Below are 22,437 nucleotides of genomic sequence, written 5' to 3'. Positions count from 1 at the left end.
CGTGCCAGCGGTGCAGCTGGTACATCCGATACAGACTCGCTCGGGGGCGAAAAGGTTGGGTCGGGGACGGTCAGAGTACCGAACGGTACTGGAAGGAGGGCTTCGCGCCCGCATCCTGGCGAGCGAACTCCTCTTCCCAGAGTCGATAGGTGCGTCGGCGAATCGAACGGATCAGCGCATTCTCGTCGGGGGTCAGGCTTCGTGATTCCCGGTCCGCCTGGTCGTGCAGCGCCCGAACGGTGTCGTATACCGCGAATATCGGGCCGTCGCCCCTCAGGTGGTGCGCACGCCGGGCCTCGGTGAGTTCGATATACCAGCCCTCGTCGACGGTGGAGATCTCGTCCTCCCTGGCATGCAGTACCTTTCGGATATTCGCGTTGTCCTCCTCGATTCGCCCCGATTGCAGGTTCAGTCGGTACCCGACGAGACCGCTGTCGGGAGTCGATTCGATTCGGTACGTCGTGTGGTAGTACTCGAAGTACTTGGGGTACTCACCGGCAGGCGCGGCTACCGGGGGATCGCTCGGGTGAATATCCGCCGCCGACAACTGCTCGCGGTACTCCTCCCAACTCGGGAGGCTGAGTACAGATTCCGCGTGCTCGACAAACGTGAGCTTCATTTCGCCTCGCACGCCATGGCGTCCCAGCTCCGCGTGCGCATCGGAAACGGCACGCCGGAACGCAGCCTTTTCGGGATACCGCAGCGAATCGATCACGAATGCGTCCCGGTGCTCGCCCTCCGACTCGAGGCGGGCCACACAGACCATGTGCTCGGACGGTGGTACCGGGACGGTGCCGACCTGCCTTGCGGCGGTTGGTTTTTGCTGCCCCTCGAGCACCGGCCAGGCCGCCGCGACATCGGCCATCGTGCGGAACTCACTGGCGGGCTCGCCCACGCTGTAGGACACCCGCCGCCCGTTCAGGAAGGTGATCCGCTGGCCCGCCGCGCCGCCGTCCCACCCACAGCAGACACCGCCCGCGGCGACGGTCAGCTCGACGAACATGTCCTGGACGTTGCGCGACCGAGGAAAGGTGGATCCGATCGCAGGACGCAACGCGGTGAACCGCATGACGGCGTATCCCGGTGCATAGCCCGCGAAACGCACGCTGAGAACAATGCCGTCGAGTGCGACCCGACCGGACTCGTCCACCGCACCGAGCGGCAGGTTCTCCCGGCCACCCCACAGCGCGTCGTATACCTCGGCATCGGGCTCGACCAGCAGTGACACGTCGAGAAACAGGTCGTTCCCCGCCGAGCAGTCGATGACGGCGCGGCCGTCGCCATTCGAGAACGGCACCCACAGACCGACCTGCCGAGAAATCACCTTCTCCGGCAGCACCACGACCGTCCCCTGTTCCGGCTCGGACGGCCACCTCGGCGCAAGCTCACCGAGAACCGCCAACGCACTGTGGACGCGGTCGGTGGCAAGACAGATCTCATAACTGAATGCGTCCGACATCGAGCCTCCTTGGTTTCGACCGGGCAGCTGCCCAGTAGCGAACTGGTTGTAGCCCAAGAAAATTCACCCTCCCGAGCACCCCCCTTCGACCGTCCAGTGGACATAGTCGTCATTACCCCGCCGCGGCCGATTCCGTCGGTTGTACCGACGAACCTTCCGAAGTTCCCGCACCACAGCCCCCCGCCGATCCTCCACAACCCCGCAGGCCGACCCCCTCCGCTCCCGCAGCAACCAACCAAGAATTCCCCGAACCCTCATCTCCAGCACCCCCATTCGGTACCCACCCACCCACCCGCGCGCCCGCAGGCGGTATGACGGCAGAGGATCGTGACCATACCCATTCCGACGGTGGAAACGGGCAAAGGGTTGGGGGGTGGTTCCGCTCACCTCAGAGACAGAATCCCCGCTGTCTCCCTCACCAACACCGCCGCACCGCCGGAGGACCTGCGCCCCGCAGTAGCCACACCACCTCAGTTCCCCCTAGACCCCCGTCCCCGTCGGCACGCTGACGACGCACCGGAAACGATCGAAGCCCTATCCGACTCACCGAGTAGCGCTCCTACCCGCCCGCCCGGAGAGACTCGAACTCCCAACCTTCTGATGGGTTCGAGGCGGGTGTTCTCCAGTGATGTTGCGCAGCAGTAGATTTCGGCAACGAGGGTATGGCATCGTGCGTCGAAATCCGGGTTCGTATGCGTACGTTTGTACGGCCAACAGCTGGACCGCAGGCGCGCCGGAGCGTGGTCGATCGAAATCCTCAAGCCGATGCTCGACGGGCGCGTCGTCTACTGCCCACCGGACCGTATCCCGCACGAATTCTCCGGCGGACAAGAACTCACCCTCGCCGTCCTTGTCTACTGTGCGCTGTCCCGCGTGCGGTCGGCCCACCGTCCGGGCGGTGCGCGACCGGCCGGAACACTGCTGCTGGACAACCCATTCGGCGCGGCGTCGGCCGAAGCGCTGATCGACATCCAACATCGGCTCGCCGCCCACTGCGGCGTCCAATTGGTCTGCGCCACCGGCCTCAACGATCCGGCTGTCGAGGCGGCGTTCACCGGCCCCGGCTCGGTCATCGTCAAACTCCGCAACGACGGCGACCTGCGGCGCAACCTCTCGTTCCTCCGGCTGCGGGCCACGGTGGTCGACGGCGTCGACATCACCGCGGCCATCACTGCCGGTCGAGATCCCCGATCGGCCCAGAACTTCCTGAACGCGACCAGCTACGAGATCCGCCGATGACCCCGCCGCGCCCCACGGAAATCGAAACTCTCGGCGCCATGCTGACCACGCTCGGATTAGTTCGCGTTCCGGCCGAAACGGTGTGGACACTGTGGTGCGGCGCGGCACCCCGCCTCAGCGGCGACCGACATCAAGAGGCGGCGCTCCTGGAAACACTCCACACGCTGAACCGTGACGGCACAATCGAACTCCCCGCATACGCACGCGACAAAGCCACCGGAACAATCCCTCGCTCCATCACCGTGCCCATAGCCCGCAAGAATCCGAAGCCACGACCGTGGACGACATTTCCGTGGCGGGTCGAACTGGGCTGGGCGGCATCGCGACCATCGATGCCCGACCAACTGTATGCCGACCTCGTCCTGATCAACTACTGGCTCAACCGGCACGACACTGGGCCCGCGCCGATCGTTCCCATGCGGTATCGCTCGGTCGACATCTTCGGCAGGGAGAAGCGACTGGACGAACTCGTCCGGACCAGCATCTTCGCCCCCGACCGGCTGACCCTCGACATGCTGGCGTGCGCACGGCTCGCCCCACCACTACCAGCAGCAGCAACCGGGAACGGTCAGGATGTTCTCGTCGTCGAAAATAGCGACACGTATTGGGCCGCGGCCCACGCACTGACAACCGCCACAGGCCACCCGATCGGCGCTGTCGCATGGGGCTGCGGCCGCGCATTTCCCAGCCAGGCCAGCTCACTCACCGTCGACCTCGCAGGTCGCGGCCCAGTCGAAGGCAGGGTCTGGTACTGGGGTGACTACGATCCCCCAGGCCTCGCCATCGCTGCCGCCGCAGCAGCGGTCACCGATGCGCCCGCAATCCACCCCGCTGAGGGGCTCTGGGCCGTGATGGGCACGCGTCGAGTGCAGGAATCCGGGGCCATCGACTGGGCTGGCCATGGCGGCCGAGACTGGATGAGCGCGAGACTCGACGACCAACTCGCACACATTCGTGCGGCACGAGGGCGCGTCGCCCAAGAGGCAGTGCCAGCCCAAGCGATCGTTGACTGGGCACTCAGCCTCATGCGAATCGTCCCCGGGTCAGTTACCTGTAATGGACTGGCCCAACGTTCCGAAACATCGAGCATGCGGTGAGAGTCGACCTACCTCGTTGCCTCGGGTGAGCCCGTAGAGTAACTGAAGCGCCGAGACAGACACGGGAGGCAGGGGTGGCGGAACCATTACGGCCGGGATCCCTTGTGCGACTGCCGAATCGACCAGCCGAATGGCTGACGGTGGACTTCATCCGCCCCGACGGCGAGGGCGGATGGATCGTGTACGCCGCAGCACCGGGCAGCGACAATCTCGCCAAGATACATCTGACCGAGGATGAGGCGGCAGCGGTCGAGGCTCTCGAGCCCGACGGTGGCGGATCGTCCGCCGGTGTCGTGGCGGCGATGTGGACCGTCTGGATGGCGACTGCAGATGCGACCGCACTCGCCAACCCCCCTGGCGAAACAGCATTGCGCCCGTACATACACCAGCACAACGCCGTCTATGGGGCCATGCTCCCGCAGCCGCGACTTCGATTCCTGCTCGCGGACGAGCCGGGAACCGGCAAGACGATCATGGCGGGTCTGTACCTGCGCGAGATGCGGAGACGAGGACTCGTCCGCCGCGCGCTCGTCGTCGCCCCTGCCGGGCTGGTGACTAAATGGCAGGCCGATTTCGACCGATTCTTCGGAGGTGGGCTTCGTAGGGTCACCGCGGCGACGATCCGCGAGGGCGGCCTCGAAACCGACCACCCGCTGTGGATCACCTCGCTGGAGCTGGCCGCAGGGAATCCGGCCGTGCAAGACATGATTCACCCGGACCGGAGTGGGTGGGACGTCGTAGTTTTCGACGAAGCGCATCGACTGACACCCACGGCACGATCGCTGTATCAGGTGGGTCGACTGCTCACCCGGCACACCCCACGGATCCTGCTCATGACCGCGACTCCACATCGTGGTTCGGAATGGCTGTTCCGCCACCTGCTCCACCTCGTCGACCACGAGATCTACCCAGATCCCGGAATGGATTCGGCACTATCCTTGCCGCCGCTTCGTCCCGGGCCGACGCATTTTCTGCGTCGAATGAAGGAAGACCTCGTCGATCACGACGGTACGACACCACTGTTCAAGAAGCGCCGTGCCACCAATTTTCGAATCCCCTTGAGCCCCTACGAAGCCAATATCTACACCCAAGCAATTGCCATGGTGGACCAGTTCTTTCCCGTTAGAGCACGAACGCTGGCCCGGATGGTCTACGGCAAGCGAGGTGCGTCCAGCCTGCACGCACTGTCGTGCACGCTGCGGCGACGCGTTTCCGGGATGGGTTTGCAGTCGCCAGCGGAGGCCGCGCTCGAGGCCGATCCCGACGACGAGGATGCGCCCATACAGGACGAGGCCCGAGTCATCTGTGTGGAATCACGCGCTGCGCAGGCGGAGCGGCTAGCCATCCACGAGTTGCTCGACCGCATCCACTCGCGTGCCGCGGACTACATTCCATCGAAGTGGCGGATGTTGGTAGATGATTGCTTGAGCGTCAATGGCATTACGCCGGGCAGGGGCCAGGCGGTAATATTTTCCGAGTATTCTGACACCGCCGAGTGGATCGCGCACTGTCTGACTCTCGACGGATACAGCGCCCGAGTCTACAGCGGCCGCTACTCACACACCGAGCGTGACGATATACGCAAGGCGTTCATGGCGGGACGGTTTCAGATCATCGTATCGACCGATGCGGGCAACGAGGGAATCGACCTACAGGTAGCCCATGTGCTCATCAATTACGATATTCCGTGGTCTCTGGTGCGCTTGGAGCAGCGCATGGGTCGCATCCATCGCGTCGGCCAGACCCGGGATGTGGAGCTGTACAACCTGGTCGCGACGGGAACCAGGGAGGGAGACACGCTGCACAAGCTCCTGGAGAACTTCGTCACGGCCGCAAATGAGCTCGGCGGCATGATGTTCGACAGTCTTTCCGTCGTTGCGGAACTCGCCGAAGTTCCGTACGAGCAGTGGCTGCGCACTCTGTACGCGGACAACGAGTCGGAATGTGCGGACATCGCCGCCGCCGTCGACCGGGTCACGGTATCCCGACTGCTCCAGCAAGCAGAGAGCGCACACCGGCAGGAGGCCCGACTGGCCAGCGAGATCGATTCCAAGACGGGGATGGCCCATGTCCGCGAATCCATTCTCCAACAAGTCAACCCGGCCATCGTGGAGGCGTATCTGCGCCGGCTCGACGCCGCCGGCGTGGTGCAGGCACACCATACCGCGGCCGGTGAAGGCGTCATGCTACTCGAATCGACAAACCAGACGACCACGGCGCTCGGCGCGGGGGTTCGCGTATTTCTGGACACCGAGTGCCGGGGAGCCGCAACGATCGATGCGGCTCCGTTCGGTCCCGGCAGCCTCGCCTTCACCGAGCTGACCGCGCTGGCGTCGAATGCTTTGGCACCCGACGCCTTTCGCGGCTCCGCTGCCGATGACCCGTCAGCTGCTTCGCCGTACTACCTGATCGTGTTCACCTCGTCTCTGCGCGCACTGGCATCCCGCGAACCGTGGTCCGTACTGATCCGGGTCGACTCCGATTGCCGAACTCGTCGAGTGGCCTGGGAGTGCCTGGCACGCCTTGTCCCCATGCAGCGTTCCAGCGGTGTCGTCGATGCGGCCACGATTGCGGTCGCTGCCAGCGAGGCCGCCCGAATACTCAGCGCCGCCGTAGAAGAGCGAAAAGAAGAAGCCAGAAGAGGTTATTCGGGAGCCAAACGAGAACTCGCGAATCTCCCTGTCGATCTGACTCTGGAGGTCGATGACCGGTCGGAACGAATCGCCGCCCGCGACCGGATCGCCCACGCCGTCGAGCAGAGACTCTGTGAACTCGATCGGCTGTATCGGGTCGAAGCCGATCAACCTCAGGTCGCCGCATACCTTTCGGTGGCACCAGCCGCCAGCGCGACAATCGCTGTAGAGCGTCACCAAGCACACTCCATCGCCGCGGAACATGCCGCCGGACTGTTTACCTCGGACGGTTGGACCGTCGAAGACGTTCGGAAACAGCTGCGCGGCTTCGCATTACGCGCCACACATGGCGACCAACAGCTCTTCATCTGCGCATATGGAATGTGGCAAGCCGCCGCGGAGGAGGGGATCACGCTGCGGGGCGACGAGATTCTAATGGCCACCCAGCATCGCGAAAACTACGTACTGTATCTGGTGGAGTACTGCCAGAACGGACATGGGTCTCTGTACGCACGCGTACCTGATCCGGTCGCAGCCTTCCCCGACTTGCTCAAAACTGAAGCGGCGACACACATTACGGGTAAGACTCTTGAGTCATACCTTGCCGGTCGCTACCAGGCCGACCACCACTGACTCGCACCGACAGATGAGGAGCAGCCCTGGTGACCCGCATGATCGAACGGTGGTTCCCGTGCACCGAAGTGAGCGAGGCCTCGGCCAATGGCTGGGGCAGTGGAAACACCGAGTCCAGTCTCTGGGTGTGGTTTGCCAAGCGACCCACGGCCCAGGCCAAGGCCGCGGTGCTCACCAGCCTGCTCCCCTGGCCGGACGACGTGGCCGAGCAGAAGGAACTGCAGAATGCGGTCCGCGCCGTTTTGGGCATCCGGGACGCCAAAACCAGGAAGCAGGCCAGCTACCTCGGTGGGCCGATATCAATCATCCGCAAAGCTCTTGCGGCGGCGCACCCAGACGGCGCAAGGATTCTGGACCCGTTCTCCGGGCGGGCGATGATCCCGTTGGAGGCAGGCCGGCTCGGCGTCACGGCCGACGGGATCGACTACTCGCCTTTCGCGGTACTCGGCGGCTCGCTCCTGGCCGACGCGCCATTTCGCGACTGGTCTGGAGAACCTGAACTCCCGTTCGGGACAGAGCATCTGGACGACAACCGGATCGAGCACGATGTCGCCACCTTTCTCGCGGAGGTCGGGCGGCGATATACCGATCGCATGACTGAGTTCTACCCGCGCCACAACCAACGGTATCCCTGGGGATACCTGTGGGCGTCGACCCTGCCGTGCCAGGAATGCGGGAATCGCTTTCCGCTGGTGGGGGAGCTGTGGCTGCGACTGCCGCGGAAGAAGACCGCCAGGCGACCGGCAGACGAGGGACAGAGCTTCGACATCGAGGTCGACACCGTGTCCGGCACGTTCCGCGCGGTTCCCCATGCCGGTCCGCCACACGGCAGTCCCACGCGGGTGCAGGCCGGCCGCAGCAAGTATGCCTCCGAAGGCCGAGTTGCCGTGTGCCCGTTCTGCAATCACGTTCATCCCAAGTCCGTGCATACCCGGCTCAGCGCCGAGGGCTTGCGCCGCGACGCACTGCTGGTGGCCGCGGACATCGCCGACGATGGGACGAAGGTATTCCGGGAGCCCACCAGGGTGGAGTTCGACGCCGTCGAGCTGGCTGCAAAGGCGCTCGCCACTGAGCTACCCTTCGGAACGCTCAGCGCACGCCCGGATGAACGTATCCCCGCGGGGAACACCTGGACGATCCAGTCGGTGAACTACGGCGACCGGACCTACGGTGATCTTGTCCCTCCGCGGCAAACCCTCGGCCTGATCCAGCTGGCTCGTGCGATCAACGAGCTGTCAGCTGAGTTTCTATCGGCAGGCGCCTCGGCCGCGTACGTTCGTGCACTGGCCAGTTTCGCTACAGCAGCGATGATGCGCAAGATCCGCCGAACCTCGCGCGGATGCCGCCTCGAGGTGAGAGCGCAGAAAGTCGGCGATCTGTTCGTCAATCAATCTGCGGTCACGTTCTCCTACGACTGGTTCGAGTGCGGGCTCTCGGACGGCCCCGGATCGTGGGAATCCCTCGAGAAGAAGACTGTTTCCACGCTGCGCGAAATCCGAGCACGGTTCGGGTCCACCCCCGCGGACATTCAACGCGGCAACGCCACGATGCTCCCGTTCCGGGACGGCGGTATGACCGCCGTAGTAACAGACCCCCCCTACGACGACATGATCGATTACAGCGACTCCAGTGACCTGTTCTACGTGTGGGCCAAACGAGCCATGTACACCGCGGACCCCTCGCTCTCGATGACGATGCATCCGGACGGCGTCCAGGAGAAGACCGACGAGATCACCGTCAAACGTGGTGGGGCGCCGGCGGGAGACCACCGCACCGTCGAACACTACGACGCCATGATCGCCAGGGCCTACGGCGAGATGCAGCGAGTCGTCGCCCGCGACGGCGTCGTGACCATTGTCTTCGGGCACAACGATCTTCGGGTCTGGTATCGGATGCTGTCCGCGCTGGAGCAGGCCGAGCTCGTGATGACCGCGTCGTGGCCGGCCAAGACGGAGGCGGGCGGCGCCGGGGCAGGGGCGAAGAATGTGGTGACCACGTTGACCATGGCATGCCGGTCCGCCTCGGTGAACCGGCTGCCAGGGGCGCTAGCCGCCGTGGAGAATCAGATCCGGTCGGAGATAGCGGACCGCTTCCGGCTGTGGGAGATGTCGGGATTGGCGCCCACCGATATGCTCATGGCCTCCGCAGGCCCGGCGATGGAGGTGGCCGGCCGCTACAGTCGGATCACCGACAACACCGGCACACCAGTGGATTTGGTCGCCCTGCTGGCGACCGCCCGCCGCACGGTGCAAGAGATCGCGCTGGACAAGATCAACTCCGTCCCGATCGAGATGTTCGACGAGAGAACCAAATTCGCATTGTGGTGGGTTGAGTTGTTCGGCCGCGACCTCGTACCGCAGTCCGAATTGCGTTGGCACAGTTTCACTTCCGGTATAGAGTCCAAGGACCTCAACTCCCTGGTGCGCAAGGCCACCGGCGGATGCCGATTCGTCCAGGCCGACCAGTTCACCAATGCTGTCGACACCCACTCGGCCCTGATCGATGTCGTGCTGGCTATCGCGCGGGCTTGGTCGCTCGGAGACAGCGACGATGTCGCCGCGGTGATGGTCGCAGCCGGTCGGGATGTCGACGACGAGCAGCTATGGGCCACAGTCGCATTCCTGATCGAACGGCTGCCCCCAAGCGATCCGGATGTGCGGAGCTGGCAGGCGATGCGCCGCGAGGCCGGCGTGATCGCCGCCGCCGCACGCTCGCGGCGCGACGACCTGACCACCGAGTCGCACAGGCGCAGGGATCGAAACGCACAGGGCTCGCTGTTCTGAACCGAATGCCGCCGTCCTAGTAAATGCCGCTGCACCGGTAGACGCCCCAAACCCATTGTGGCAGGCTGTTTCCCGTAGACGGCCGCGCAAACGCCGGAGTTGGTGCCACACTGGCCACACGAGCGGTGAGCAGCCGCGGGCACAACGCATCGAAATCGAGGGGCACGTGTGGTTGATGTCGAGGCGACCACATGGTGGCGGACACTGCGGCTGCGCGATGAGGTCAGCGGATCGTCCGGAATCGACGACACGGTGGCCTCGCTCTATCGGGTCGTCTACGGCAAGGGCGTGGGAAAGCCGCGCTACGCGAACGCCGACTACTACGGCCAGATCACCTATCCCACAGATCAACTCGTCGAGTTGCTCGCGCGCATCGCGATCCGCTTGGGTGGCGGCAATCGATCGGATCGGGGCTACCGGCTGGTGCGCCTCGATCAGGGCATGGGCGGCGGCAAGTCACACGCGTGCATCGGCGCCTGGCACCTCGCCACGGCGCCGGAGGCGCTGGCGCAGCAGGATATCGGTCGCGCGGTGTTCGACCACGCCCGTGAAATGATCGGCCGCGATCTGCCGGCGGACCTCGACCGGCCGCACGCGGTGGTGCTGTCGTGCGACAATATGACCCCTGGCGCGCCCGATCCTGATCAAGACGGCCCGTGGTCGTTCAACCTCTTCGAACGGTTTCTGTGGCGGCTGTTCGAGCCGTTGGCGGACCGCGAACGGCGGTACGAGGAGTACAAGGCGTACTTCTCGAACAAGGCCAAGATCGCCGAGGCGATCCACCAGGTGGGGCGCCCGGTTCTGATCATCGTCGACGAGATCGTGAACTACATCGGCGACGGCTTGGAGGGCACGAACAACGAGAAGCTCACAGCGCAGGACATGGCCTTCCTGCGGAACATCACCGAGGCGGTCGGCGACGTGCCGAACACCGTAATGGTTGTCGTCATGATCTCCTCCGAGAAGGATCAGACAACGCTCCAGGGCGACGGGGACGCCCGGCGCCAGGATCTGGAGGCCTACCTGCAGCGCAACGGCCGACCGATGGTGGTCAACGAGAATGCCGACTTCACTGCTATTCTCCGCCGTCGACTATTCGACGTATTCGATCAGCAGGCCTTCCTTGATGCGATCACAGCGGCCGTAGACAGCCTCACGCCGGTGTTCGAGCATGACTCCTGGCGCACCAAGGTGATCGCCACGCTCGGGTCTCCGTGGACCCGCCGCTTTGCCGAGGAGGTGCAGCGGACATTTCCGTTCCATCCGCAGCTGATCGACCTGGCCGAGCGGGAATGGGCGAATCTGGCCGCCTACCAACAGGTCCGGTCGACCATCAAGATCTTCGCCGCGACGGTAAGCACACTGGCGGACCGAGCCGAAGCCGGAGAGTGGGTGCCGCTCCTCATCGGAGCGGGGGACGTGCCGCTGTCCGACGAGCGAGTACGTGAGGCGGTGCTGGACTCCGGCCTGGTGAGCGGGACCAAGACCCGGACCAACTATCGATCCATCGCGGTGAACGACGTTGTAGACCTCGACGACAAGGAGGGCGCTGCCCGGCGACAGGACCGTTTTCGCCCCGCCACGCCGTGGCAGACGACGAATCCACGCGCCGCGGAACGCGCCGCGACCCTGATATTCCTCACCTCGATCGTCGGCACCAGAGGCGGCGGATCCCGGCGTGGCGCAAGCGATCCGGAAGTCAAGGCCGCGATGATGGTCCCGGACAACACGTTCGGCTACAACGACGCGGACGCCATCGTCCGCGCGTTGTGCGATTCCGAGGGAACCGGCCTGGCCTGTCTGGAAGTCTACGATGGAAAAGGCGGTCAGCCCCGTCGCTACTACCTGTCGGCGAATCAGCAGCTACCGATGCTTTTCCGCGCCATGCGCAACACCGTCACCGACGCCGACCGCGACGATACGATCGCGGCGCGAACGACGACGATGATAAAACGGGGTTACTTCGCCGACGCGCGGTTCGTGGCCACGGAGCACGACAGCACCCACCGGGACACGCTCATTCATGCAGAGCTGGACAAGGCCCGGACAACCCGGCTGTTCGTGCTCGATCCCGCCATGTTCACCCTCGGCAACGGGACTCAGCAACCAACGCTCGATGCCGTGCGCGCACTGCTCGGACTCGGCGCCGACTCCGTATTCACCGCGTGGGCGTCGTCGATGGTATTTCTCGTCTGCTCCGCGCGCTCGCGGGCTCTGGCGCGCAAGGCTGCGGCCGAATATCTCGCTTACGAACGCGTCCTCGACGGCCCCGAAGTGGAGTCAGACGACGACCTGCGCTCCAAGGCCACCGAACAGCGCGACAGGTCTCGCAAGCGGGTCGACGAATATGTCTCCCGGGGCTTTCAGCACGTACTGTTCCTAGCCCAACCCGATCCGGCCGTGGAACGCGACGTCGAACAGCGCAATCTCGAGGAGGGAACACTCGACGGGGTCAAAGTCTGGGAATTGCTTGCCCAGGTGCAGAAGGCGTTTCCCAAGGACAAGTTCACTGGCCGCGCGCTGGTGCACAATCTCCGCGAAAACGACTACGGCCGACCGCTTCCCGAAGTACGTGACGCGTTCTGGAACACCCCACGCCTAGCACTGCTGCCGGCCGGTGAGGCCGACCTGAAGATCGCGATCCACGAGGCCGTGACGGCCGGCGAGCTACGAATCGTCCGGGCCGCGGACGAAGACGTCGTAATCGACGACCCCGCCAATATCAACCTGAACGCGCCGACCTACCGGTTGGCCAAACCCGCTCCGAAGCCGGAAAAGTCGCCGAAGCCCGGCAAGAATGGGCCGCTCACGACAAAAGCCCCGACCGAACCGTACGGCTCGGATTCGGCCGAGCCGTCCGACGAGACCGGTCCCAGTGAGCAGATCCTGGGCTTCACCGCGATGAAGAATCTGACAACCGACCCCGACGCGGCAGAAGTGCTGGCACAGGTCTTTCGGCGCCTGTTCGACGCGCTGGACCGCCGAAGCATGAGCTACGTACAGTTCACGATTCAGGCACACCTGCCTCCTGACCAGGTCGAGGAGATACGTCAACTGATCGGCGAGCTCGGTGTTCCGGTGACTGTCAGGGACTGTTGAGCCGGGCGTCGAGCAGCAGATGCGCGACCTGCCTGCGTTCAGCCCACAGCACCAGCACCTGTCGTAGCAGGCTCGCCACTGGCCAATAACTGAGGCCGATGGCGTCGATCGTTGCGACGAAAGCGGCGGCAACCCGCGGGTTGTCCAGCGCAGGTCCGACGACTGCCAGGTCAGGCCGATAGAACCGATCGACCTTCACGACGGGATGACCGCCGTCCCATTCGCAGCACTCCGCAGTCGCATCCCCCAGCGCCTCGACAAGCGCCGTCGCTGCCGGAATATCGCCATCCCGCAGTGACGCGTGCCGGGGCAGGTCATCGATCAGTGACGTCAGCCGTACGGTTCGCCGGGACGCTACATCGGTAAGTTCGAATCGGCGAAGCTGCGGCAGCGGGATCGTGAGCGCAAGGCTGGCCACCGCCGCCCGCCAGCCCGGATCCGCATGCGTCAGGCCCGCGAAGGCGTGGTCCAACCCGGCCTGCCCGAACTTGGCGAGCGCCCCGCCACCGGCCCATGCCGCGCTCAGGGCGAGAGCGGACAACCCGGGCCGACCCGAAGAGCTCAGCGCGTCCGTGATCGCCCGCTCCACGACATCGGCCACGGTCGGGTGCCGGTCGACGAGTTCGGCGAGCACCTCTGCCAAACGCAGCACCGTGGCGCCGACCGGGTACTGCATACGCAGCTCCAGCGCCATGCCGGCCAAACTCTTCTGGAATCTTGGCGACGCGTCGGCGACGTTTTCCGCGAGCAGGTCGATCGCTAGCCGGGCCGCAGGCAAGCACACCAGGCTGACCTTGTCTTCCTGGTTCACCGCGATCAGCTCGCTCAGTACCGCGTCACGCAACGCATGCCGCTCGGCGAAAATCTCGCCTGCGGCGAACAACCAGGTATCACGCCAGTGGAGAGACGGCACCAGGCTCATGAGCCGCAAGGTCACGCTGGTCTCATAGACCGACAGCAACGCTCGGGCGGCGAAATACTCTTGCAGGGTGCGCACTTCGAACCCCACTCCATCGTCCGGCCGGGGCACGAGCAGAACCAGGCGACGCTGCGCGAGCTGGACCATCCGCCGCGACCGCTCATCCGCCTCGTCGTCGTCGAACCCTTCGTCGGTCAGCAGAGTGAACGACTCGCCGCGCAGGTCATCCTCGGTCAACATGGATTCGGCATCGCCCTCATGCTCCGCTCGCGCCTGCAATACCAACCCGGCCCGAGCGTGCAGAGCGTCAATGTGCGGCTTGTGGCGTTGCAGTGTCGCCGCATCCGGGGTGTCCTTCGCGGCTTCTCGGTTGTACACCGTCTCGTAGTATCCGCGGTACAACTCGAACCTGTGCCGCGGCGCGCGATGCTGCCGCTCCAGCAACAGCGCCATGATGGTGATCTGCAACGGTGACCGCATGAGCAGCGACGTCACCTCGTTGTCGGCGGCCGCATCGTTGATCCGGTGCAGCATCTGGTCGCGCCTGTCCGGATCGTCGGGATAGCGGGCGGCAGCGAGTCGTTCGGCATACCGAACCGCCTCACCGGGCGTGAGGCCGCGCAAACGCACTTCCCGGAATTCCGCCGCCGAGAATTCTGCTGCATAGCCTTGCGGCCGCGTGGTCACCACCAGCAACACATCGGATTTGGACGCCTTCACGTCGATTCGAAAGTCGCTCACCCGCTGCAACAGAGTCGCGCGGGTCCGCGACTCCGGGACCTCGTCCAGTCCGTCCAATACGACGGCCCAGGGCCAGCGGTGCAACCACGAACCGAGCTGCATCCCGGTTATCGTTCCGGTGGCCACTCGGCTCATTCGATCCGCGATATGTTCGAGTAACGACAGGCCCGGGGTGACTGCCAACGCGTCGGCGTATTGGTCGAGCCGGACCTGACACGGCCAGCGCCGCATCACCGGCACATCGATTCCCAGCTTGCCGATCAAATCCCCGGTGAATCCGTTGCGGAACTTGCGGGCTTCGGCCGTCAGGGAATCATCGGGCACATCCTGCAGCTGAGCCACCCGGTACGCCTGGCATATCAGTTGGGCCACGGTCGTTTTACCCTGCCCTGGTCCGCCCAGGATCACGAGCCCGCCGGGCTCATCGCGCAGCGATCGCTCCCCCTGCTCGATCACGTGCGCCACGACGCCGACGTCATCGTTATCGCCTGCCACCGCCGGCAGATCGACGGCGACCCGCAGCAGCGACAACGATTGCCCGTCGTGATCACCCGCCTGCCCCAAGGTCACATACTGCTCGGACAGCATCTCCTTCGCGCAGTGAGTGAGCAGCGTCGTGCCGAGATCCGGCGTCATGCCGTCGACATACTCGTTCAACCGGGCGAGCAGATCCCCTGGAGCGATGAACCCGAGATACCGCTGGGCGACCGCCGGTGTGCGGTCGAGTAGGCGACAGACAGTCATGTAGTCCCAGACGCACCACCCCTTCAAACCGAGACCGGGAGCTACCTCCTCGCCCATGAAGTGCTCGATCTTCGCGAGTCCACCGTCATCCGGCTTCGGGGAAAGCTCGACGTTCGTGACTACCAAGAAATACTGCGGCAGACGGCCCCGCTTCGAACTCGGCTTCATCCATTCGGCAACTTCTCCCCGAATCTGCTCCCGCAGCCAGCGCACGTTATCGGAACGCCCCTGCGAACGCAGACGATGTTTAACCTGGATAACGCCATATCCGTCCCATGGACCGTCGGGGGCGGGCACAGGGAAGTTCAGCTTCCCCTCGAACTCCGCCTCTCTACCCCCGTCCGGACCATCCCCGAAAACGTGCACCCCGTTGCCGAGCACGTCCAGCGCCAAAGCCTGTGTCAGATGTTCCATCTCGCGCCAGCCAAGCCGGTCGAGGTCGTAGTCCACCGACAATCCCCATCATTCGGTTGCATCACTTCGAAATGTGTTGAGCCAGAGACTACCTCGATGATCCACGTACGACCACAGGGCAGTCGCCTCGACCATGGATTGAATCATGCGACCGGATTGGCCAACATCCTTAGCAGACCACCGATGTCGGCGAGCAGTTCGAGCTTGCCGCCGAGGGCGGACAAATAGGCGGACAGTGACCGGCCTCAGCCCAACCTTTCTACGGTGCGCAACTGCCCGCATGCATCCTTGTTCTTCGCTGCTCCAAGGCAAGCGGAAGCGGGCCGTAGACGAGGTTCGCGCGCCTACCGAGAGCCATACGCCGGGTCGATATTGAGCTCCCGAGTCCCTCGACGAGCTTGTGTTCCGAGGTACCGGGCCGCGGTACCAGGTTCAGGAGTCGCCGCGAGGATCTGGCGGCTTGCACCAGGCCCAACGCCCCGTTCCTCTCGGCGGGTGCGCTGCCCAACGACATACATTACCGGGAAGGCATCGACGGCTCAATGATACCTCTTGTTGGTTGCACCAGTGGCAGACATTGACGCCCGTACACACTGAATGTAACATCTTCTGACTGATCCGAAAGAATCACCGCGGTTCGTTGAAGATATCACCGCCTGCTGGCTGCCGCGGACCTATTACTCGTTCGGGAGAGTTTCCGCATTGGGGAATCGGTGGACGACCTCGATCTTTCCGACGATGTGCCCGTTGAACTCGGGCAGGTCTTCGGCCGGTATCCAGTATTCGAGAATATTTCGACCGCCGACCTGGTGGATTTCGTAGCGGTCGAGGAAGGCGGTCTCGATATTGAAGCTGGTTACGAACCCGGCGCCAGAGGCTGGGACGTTCCAGTCTCGTGCGATCATGATGGCGTATTCCTCGTTGAGGACTGGATAGAAGATCGGCTGCGATGGCAACCGCAGTGGCCACTCCCGCCATCCGGACGCAGCTACCAGGTCCAACTCCTCAGGGCCGGTGGGCCTCCACAGCTGGGTCGTCGGTTCGCCGTTCACCATGCTTATTTTGCCTCGGGGGTGTGGTGAGCGACGTCGCGCACGACCATGGAGGCAACGACCTTCGGCCCTTCCAAAACCAGGATCTCGGCTCCTTCATGGAGGTAGGGGAGCGCGAGATCGGGGGCCAGGAATCCGATATTGACGAGTTCGCCACCGTCGCAGTCTTCTCCGGTGCGCTCGATGAGGATGCTGATGGCCTGGTTGGATTGCGCGGGCCATCCCGGCTGGGTTTCTTCTTCGCCGCCGAGCCGGAAGACTGCCGTTGTCGTATAGACCGGTGCTGTGGGCGGGCCTGTCTGTCGACCTCCTTGTTCGGGTGGTATCCATTGTAGACAGGCGATTGCTTCAGGGTTCTCTATCTTGTTTATGGCCATAGGTTGATCCCGTTCCCGTAGAGGTTGATCAGCCTCATGAGTTCTGTGTCCGCGTACGATGCGGGTCCGATGCCGTCGAGTTTGCCGCCGGGGTGGTGGTGCAGTCGGTCGAACAGCCATTGGGGAATCGACGTCTGGACCGTCAATCCATCGCCTCCGTTGAGGACTTCGCCCCAGCGCTCTGCGTGTTCGCCTTCGTGTGCGAACCATTTTCCTTCCATGTTTCCGGGGCCGTTTGTGAATTCACCGGTTTCCGCAATCGAATTGAATTCGTTGGCGTCAACATTCCGGTACAGCGTCGTGCCAGGGGATTCGACTCTCGGAGTGGTCGAGTTAGTGTCGTGGACGTCTCGGGGCATCAGTCCGAGAGGGTCGGTCCAGGCGGTGGGGTTCAGCGGGTAGCTGTGTGGGTTGTCCGCGGGTGCGAGGCCGATCGGGTCCCGGGTGAGGAATCGTCCGGTGGCCGGGTCGTACATTCGGTGCAGGCTGTGGTGCAGGCCGGTTTCGGGATCGTGGAGCTGGCCCGGCAGCCGCAGCGCAGTTCCTGGCTCCCCGTGCCAGGTGGTGGATCCCCAAAGGTGAACCGTCGCGGTTGCCGTGATGTGTGCGGTGGCTGGATCGATGAGTTCGCTGGGGGTTCCGACGACGTCGGTGATGACCGCTCGGACGGTGCGGGTGCCGGTGTGGTCGTCGACGGCCTGTGTGATCGGCGTGTAGGTATTGGGCTGGTACTGCCAGCGGCTCCGGGTCGCGGCGATGGCCTCTTCGATGAGGTGGGTGCCGTCCCAGGTGTAGTCGACGCGTTGAAGGGTTGTCCCGTCGCTGTCGAGGTGTTGTTTGGTGGTGCGGCGGCCGAGGGCGTCGTAGGTGTAGTGCCACCATTCGCCGGCGGGGGTGCGGACGTCGGTGAGTTGGTCGAAAGCGTTGTACCCGTAGTGCCACACCTCCGGCTGCTGGGAAGGCCGAGTGATCTCTTTGCGGGTGAGTCGGCCCGCCGGGTCGTGGTGGTAGCGGGTGTCACCATCACGGATGAGGAGGTTGCCGTGGTATTCCCGCTCGACCGGTTGGGCGCGGTCGGGAGTTCCCGGCGGTACGGCGGCGGGTTGGGGGAGGCTGGTGGTGATGTTGTGGAGCGGGTCGTAGGTGTATGCCTCGGCTAGCGTGCCATCGCGGGTGATGGCAGTGACGCGTCCGGCCAGATCCAGAACGTAGTCGGATTCGACGGGTTGCCCGTCGTCGGGGCGGGTGAGGGTGTGGCTGGTGAGGTATCCGTCTGGGCGGTAGGCGAATTCGTCGTGGCGGAGCAGCCGTGGTTCTGGCCGCGTGGATGGGCCGATGCCAAGGTTGAGGGCGTGGGCCGGGTGGCCGGTGACCGTTTGTGTGGCGATGTGGCCGATGTTGGTGAGGGACCGTTCGACAGCGATCTCGCCGAGGGTCCAGCCGGTGGGGCGGCTGGCGGGGTCGTAGGTGAACGTGACGGTGTTGTCGTCGGCGGACAGGCTGCGTATGCGCCCGGCATGATCCCACTGCCAGGTGGTAGTGCCGGAACCGGTGGTGCGTTGGATGCGGCGGCTGTGCTGGTCGTAGTCGTGTCTGATCGGGGGCCGGTCATCGAGGTGCTCGGTGGCGATGCGGCCGGTGGAGGTGTAGGTGAATTCCAGTGTGTGCGTGGCGTCTTCGCCGGTTCCGGTGACGGCGGTGAGGATTCGTCCGGTGGGGTCGTGGGTGTAGCGGAGGAATTCGCCGGTGTCGGCGGTGATGTCGGTGAGGCGGCCGAGGATGTCGTGGGTGTGGTGGCGGGTGATGCCGGTCGCGGGGGTGACGGTGGCGATACGGCCGGCGGTGTCGTGGCTGTATCGGGTAGTGGCGCCGCTGTAGTCGGTTTCGGCGATGAGGCGGCCGGCGGTGTCGTAGTCGTAGGTCCAGCGTTGGCCGAGCGGGTTGGTGACGGTGCGCAGCCGTCGCTGGGTGTCCCACGTGTAGCAGGTGACCGTGCCGTCGGGGTCGGTGCGTGAGGCCAGCAGATCGAAAGCGCCGTAGGTGTATTGGGTGATGCCACCGGCGCGGTCGGTGTGGGTGAGGGTGTTGCCCTCCCCGTCGTAGGTCCACTCCTCGTGGTGGCCGTCCGGGTCGATGCGACGCAGTAGTGTCCCGGCGGCCGACCACTCGTACCGGGTTGTGGAGCCGAGGGGGTCGGTGACTGTGGTCGGGCGGCCGAAGCCGTCGCGGTCGATGCGGGTGACCGCACCGTAGGGGTCGGTGATCCGCATCGGCAGCCCGGCGGCGTCGGTGTCCATTGTGGTGCGGGCGCCGGTGGAATGGACGATCTCGGCGACCGCACCGTTAGCGCGGTAGGTGTACTCGGTGCGCGCGCCCGCAGCGTCGACAACCGCGACCAGATCCCCGTGTTTGTTCCATTCCTGGCGACGCACGCTGTCATCGGCGCCGGTGATCGCGGTGGGCCGGTTCCGGAACATGTAGTCGATCGAGACCGTCCGGCCGTCCGGCCGGGTGACCGCCGCGATGTCACCCTCGCCGTTGTAGGCGTATCGGGTGGTACCCCCGTCGGGTGCGACAACCGCCAGCGGTCGCCGGTCGGCGTTGTAGTTGATACGAGTGCGGCCACCGGCCGGGTCCACCAGGTCACGCAGTCGCAGATCAGGGTCGAACCCATGCCGGGTAACTCCGCCGAGGGAATCGGTCACAGTGGTGAGGCTTCCCGTGCCGTCCGGGAATGCGAAGTAGTCGAAGTCGCTGTCCAGGACCCCTGCTGTGCCGCGCTGGAAGATCACACGCCCGGCTTCGTCGTAGGTGTTGACCATCTGGTTGCCGTTGGAATCGATCCACGACATCATCCGATGACCGTCATACGCATACGCCGTCGTCGCGCCGACCGCGTTGGTCACCGACACCAATTCGCCTGCGTTGTACGCGAATCCACGCACTCGGACCGTGGTACCGTGATCTACGACGGACAGCCCGGTGACGCGGCCGGCGGCGGTGTCGACCCGCACCCTGTACCCGCCCGAGTGCGATACCTCGACCGGTGCGCCGTCGCTGTCGTAGTGGAATCGGATGCGGTTGCGGTGCCGGTCGGTGATCGCCGACAGCGCATAGTTCCCCAGCCGGGAGTCCAGCCCGTCGAGGCCGGGCTCGGGCGCGAAGTGCCAGATCAGTTCGCGGCGTTGATCCCACACCCGGTAGCCGCCGGTGTCGGTGCGAGTCAGCGTCCACCGCTGCCCGCCCGTCACCGGCTCGACTGCGGTGCCGGCCTCGGCGTGCGGGTAGGCCAGCATGATGCCGTCCTCCCCGATGAAGGTCACGCCCTCCTGCTCGACCACCAGCCGCATATCGAGAGTCGCCGACCACGACGGGCCGAACCAGCGACCGAACCGATAGTTCGAGCGATGCGCGCGCCGCAATACCAGCCGCAGCACACCCGGCAGCTCGATATCGGTCTCCGGCAACAGGAACTCGCCGGTGGCGATATCGACCGGGTCCTCCGACACCGTCTTCTCATTCTCGGTGCGGTCGTGCTCCGGCCCCGCCTCCCGAGCCGTGTCGTGCGCGCCCTGATCGGCGTGAGCCCGCTCCGCCGGTGTATCCGGGGAATGATCGACCGGTGACTGGTCCGGGGGATGCGCGTCGGGGCCCGTGTGAGGGGAATCGTTGGGGTGTGAGGTGTCTCCGGGCGAGTGGTCGCCGGGGTGCGTGCTGTCGCCTTTCGGGCCGCTGTCGGCCGGAGATTCGGTGTGCGGCGGGTCCGACGGGTGAGATGCGCCGTCGGGTTGGGCGCCGGAATCCGGTGTGGGCTGGCCCGGTTCGTGCCCGTGCGGGCCAGGGGTATCGCCCGCATGCGTGCCGACGGTCTCGGCTTGATCCGGTGCTGGGGCCTCGGGCCGCGCAGCGGAATCGTGTGGCCCGGAGCCTGTGTCGGCGCTGGTTCCAGTCGGTTGGCTTCCGGGATCGTGTGGCGCGGAAGGAGTTTCCGAGCTCGGATGGGGACCGGTCGTGGGGTGAGTGGCCGGTCCCGGGTGGGTTTCCGGTGTGGTCGGGGTGTCGGGAGTGTGTGTTGCAGCGCGGGTGGTGCTGCTGCCGGGAGCGTCCTCGGCGAGGTTCTCGGCCGCGCGGGTCACCGTGCCGATTCGTGAGACTTCGCTGGCTTCCCGCACTGCCGACAGCGCCGGTTTGGCTGCTCCCGCACCACCGGTGCCGACGGTGGTGACCAGGTCCCCGGTTACCGTACCGAGGAATTCCGATGGGTTCTTGCGGGCATCGGACAGGAACGTCGAGACCGTGGCCCCTGGGTCGGCGGCTGCGACGACCATGCCGGTGCCCAGGTCCGACATGCCCTGCATGTACTGGGCGGGGTGGGTCATGTTGTAGGTGTCGATCGGTGACACCTGCCGCACGAACTGGACGATCCCGGTCGCACTGGTCAGCAGGCCCTTGGTGAAGTTCAGTCTCGACTGATCCGTGGCCTGCCCCAGGTCCAGGAAATCGGCCGCCATCCGGGAGGTGAACGGTGGCTCTTCCGGCGCCGTTTCCGTGGCCGCAGACAGTCCCGACACCGCGGTCGCGGCGGCATTGTCACGCTGAGATCGCGCACCCCGCAAGATATCCCGTGCCGTGTCGCGCATCGAGGTCCAGGTGTCGACGAGCGGGGTCTTCTTCTTCGCCTCGTCCGACAGCGCGTTCCACGCGTTCTTCTTGTTGCGCTCCTCGGTGTCGGCCTGCTTCCACTTCGCGATCGCGTCGGCCGCTTTCGTCTGCGCGGCCGTGACCTCGTGATACCACGCCTCAAGTACACCGGCCGCCTTGTGCATGGCGTCCGAGCCCTCCCACCACAGCTTCGGCTGCTTGCCGAACTCGGCATGGAACGCGTCCGCGGACTGGCCGGTCCAGTCCGCGATATTCACCTTGCCCAGCGCGTCGCCGGTCTTCTCGATCGAATCCCCCATCTGCTTCAACTGCTCGGCAGCATGCGTGATCGCCGCCGGCTCCCCGCGGATCAGCTCCTTCGGATCCTCGGTCTCCCCCAACTCCCGCTCATCCACCTCACCGCCGGTCGCATCGACGATCCGGTCACCCAGATCGTCCAGGCCCTCCGCCACACCATCCGCGCCCGCCCACCGCGCCGCCGATGCCGCCTTGTCCAAGCCCGTGTCGGTGATCTCTCCGGCCTTCTCGGTGATCTTCTCGACGGTGTTCTCGACCGCGTCACCGATGCTGTCGAACAACCCCACA

Annotated in this window: 10 protein-coding genes; 5 read left to right on the top strand and 5 right to left on the bottom strand. The window is 65.0% G+C overall.

Translation table 11 applies throughout. The features are described 5' to 3' along the window. Positions 1–70 precede the first annotated feature (70 nt). The gene (locus ACYVLQ_RS11135; protein WP_460697315.1) at positions 71–1,459 is read right to left on the bottom strand and encodes a hypothetical protein; all 1,389 of its coding nucleotides are present in this window, start codon (positions 1,457–1,459) and stop codon (positions 71–73) included. 702 nt (positions 1,460–2,161) lie between these two features. On the opposite strand from ACYVLQ_RS11135, the gene ACYVLQ_RS11130 reads away from it, so the two are divergent. From ACYVLQ_RS11130 to ACYVLQ_RS11110, 5 genes are all read left to right on the top strand, one after another. After that, positions 2,162–2,698, top strand: a complete 537-nt coding sequence (locus ACYVLQ_RS11130) for a hypothetical protein (RefSeq protein WP_460697314.1) — start codon at positions 2,162–2,164, stop codon at positions 2,696–2,698. A 38-nt stretch (positions 2,699–2,736) separates the two neighbouring features. Continuing rightward, entirely contained in the window at positions 2,737–3,795 is a 1,059-nt protein-coding gene (locus ACYVLQ_RS11125) for a Wadjet anti-phage system protein JetD domain-containing protein (RefSeq protein ID WP_460697313.1), read from the top strand. Positions 3,796–3,899: 104 nt separating this feature from the next. Next, the gene (locus ACYVLQ_RS11120; protein ID WP_460697312.1) at positions 3,900–7,061 is read left to right on the top strand and encodes a DEAD/DEAH box helicase; all 3,162 of its coding nucleotides are present in this window, start codon (positions 3,900–3,902) and stop codon (positions 7,059–7,061) included. Between the two features lie 38 nt (positions 7,062–7,099). Continuing rightward, entirely contained in the window at positions 7,100–9,844 is a 2,745-nt protein-coding gene (locus ACYVLQ_RS11115) for a DUF1156 domain-containing protein (RefSeq protein WP_460697451.1), read from the top strand. Positions 9,845–10,096: 252 nt separating this feature from the next. Beyond that, the gene (locus tag ACYVLQ_RS11110) at positions 10,097–12,943 is read left to right on the top strand and encodes a DUF499 domain-containing protein (protein WP_460697311.1); all 2,847 of its coding nucleotides are present in this window, start codon (positions 10,097–10,099) and stop codon (positions 12,941–12,943) included. Here the strand turns inward: ACYVLQ_RS11110 and ACYVLQ_RS11105 are convergent. From ACYVLQ_RS11105 to ACYVLQ_RS11090, 4 genes are all read right to left on the bottom strand, one after another. Beyond that, positions 12,930–15,797, bottom strand: a complete 2,868-nt coding sequence (locus tag ACYVLQ_RS11105) for an NACHT domain-containing protein (protein WP_460697310.1) — start codon at positions 15,795–15,797, stop codon at positions 12,930–12,932. The two genes, ACYVLQ_RS11110 and ACYVLQ_RS11105, sit on opposite strands and share 14 nt — an antisense overlap. Before the next feature lie 641 nt (positions 15,798–16,438). Continuing rightward, complete coding sequence (locus ACYVLQ_RS11100; RefSeq protein ID WP_460697309.1) at positions 16,439–16,813, bottom strand: ADP-ribosylation/crystallin J1; 375 nt, start codon at positions 16,811–16,813, stop codon at positions 16,439–16,441. Between the two features lie 5 nt (positions 16,814–16,818). After that, a complete protein-coding gene (locus ACYVLQ_RS11095; RefSeq protein ID WP_460697308.1) occupies positions 16,819–17,190 on the bottom strand; it encodes a hypothetical protein in 372 nt (123 codons plus the stop codon). Beyond that, a complete protein-coding gene (locus tag ACYVLQ_RS11090) occupies positions 17,181–22,436 on the bottom strand; it encodes a putative T7SS-secreted protein (RefSeq protein ID WP_460697307.1) in 5,256 nt (1,751 codons plus the stop codon). Before ACYVLQ_RS11090 ends, ACYVLQ_RS11095 begins: the two co-directional genes overlap by 10 nt. Between the last annotated feature and the right edge of the window lies 1 nt (position 22,437).

The sequence above is a fragment of the Nocardia thraciensis genome, assembly GCF_054782435.1.
The sequence above is the reverse complement of the archived record's forward strand: the minus strand, read 5'-3'. Positions and strand labels throughout refer to the sequence as shown.